We start from the raw sequence: 829 nt of genomic DNA, 5'->3' as shown, positions 1-829 counted from the left end.
GGGCTCGCCCCGGACCGGCTCACCGACCTCGCCGAGGCCGTCGCCGCCGCGGTCCGCCCGGTCACCGGCGGGCGCCACGGCTGACGCGGCCGGGCACGAGAGGGACCGGGTGCGGGAGGAGAACGAACGGGACGGGCCCGGCGGCGACTCAGATCTTGCGGAAGTCCCAGGAGACGATCGACCGCGGGGTCAGCCGCAGCCACCCGTGCCGCTCGTCGTGCGGCATCTGCTCCAGGCCGAAGTACTTGGCAGCGAACAGCCGCTCCGGCTCCTCCAGTTCGGGGCACGCCTCACCCGTCCGCGGCAGTTCGCCGACGGCCACCGCCTCCCCGGAGAGCTCCGCGCCGCGCAGTTCGGCGTACTCGGTCCCGTCGTCGACGACCACGGCCGTGCGCGGGTCGGCCCGCAGTTGCGCCCAGCGCTTGCTGCGGACCAGGGAGTACAACCACAGCGACGTGCCGTCCCAGCAGAACCACAGGGCACCCACGTGCGGGCTGCCGTCGGTACCCACCGTCGCCACCCGGCAGGTGCGCTGGGTCGTCAGGAAGGCGTCCACCTCCTGCGGCGTCATCATGATCCGGCGGCCCCGCCGCTGCCCTGCCCCTGCCATCGACCGTCCTCCGCCTCCGCGGCCACGCCGCACACCACGCGACGACCGCACCCTGCTCGTGCCCGGTCGCCCGCCGTCGGTGATCCCCGCAGCCGACCGGTCCGGGAAGCATGGCTGCTCGTCGCCAGGGACGCAACGCCCATCGGTCCGCATCCGCCACCGGACCGTCATAGCGCCGGCCGGGCGCACGCCCGTCGGCGCCGGGGTGCCCTCGGTCGC

General features: G+C 75.2%; 1 protein-coding gene. It reads right to left on the bottom strand.

All coding sequences use genetic code 11. From position 1 onward, the window contains the following. Positions 1-148: 148 nt before the first annotated feature. The gene (locus ACYVE9_RS29005; protein ID WP_461030854.1) at positions 149-610 is read right to left on the bottom strand and encodes a pyridoxamine 5'-phosphate oxidase family protein; all 462 of its coding nucleotides are present in this window, start codon (positions 608-610) and stop codon (positions 149-151) included. Positions 611-829: the final 219 nt, after the last annotated feature.

The organism is Streptomyces sparsus (genome assembly GCF_054776295.1).
Note: the sequence above shows the minus strand (reverse complement) of the source record. Positions and strands in the feature narration are given on the sequence as shown.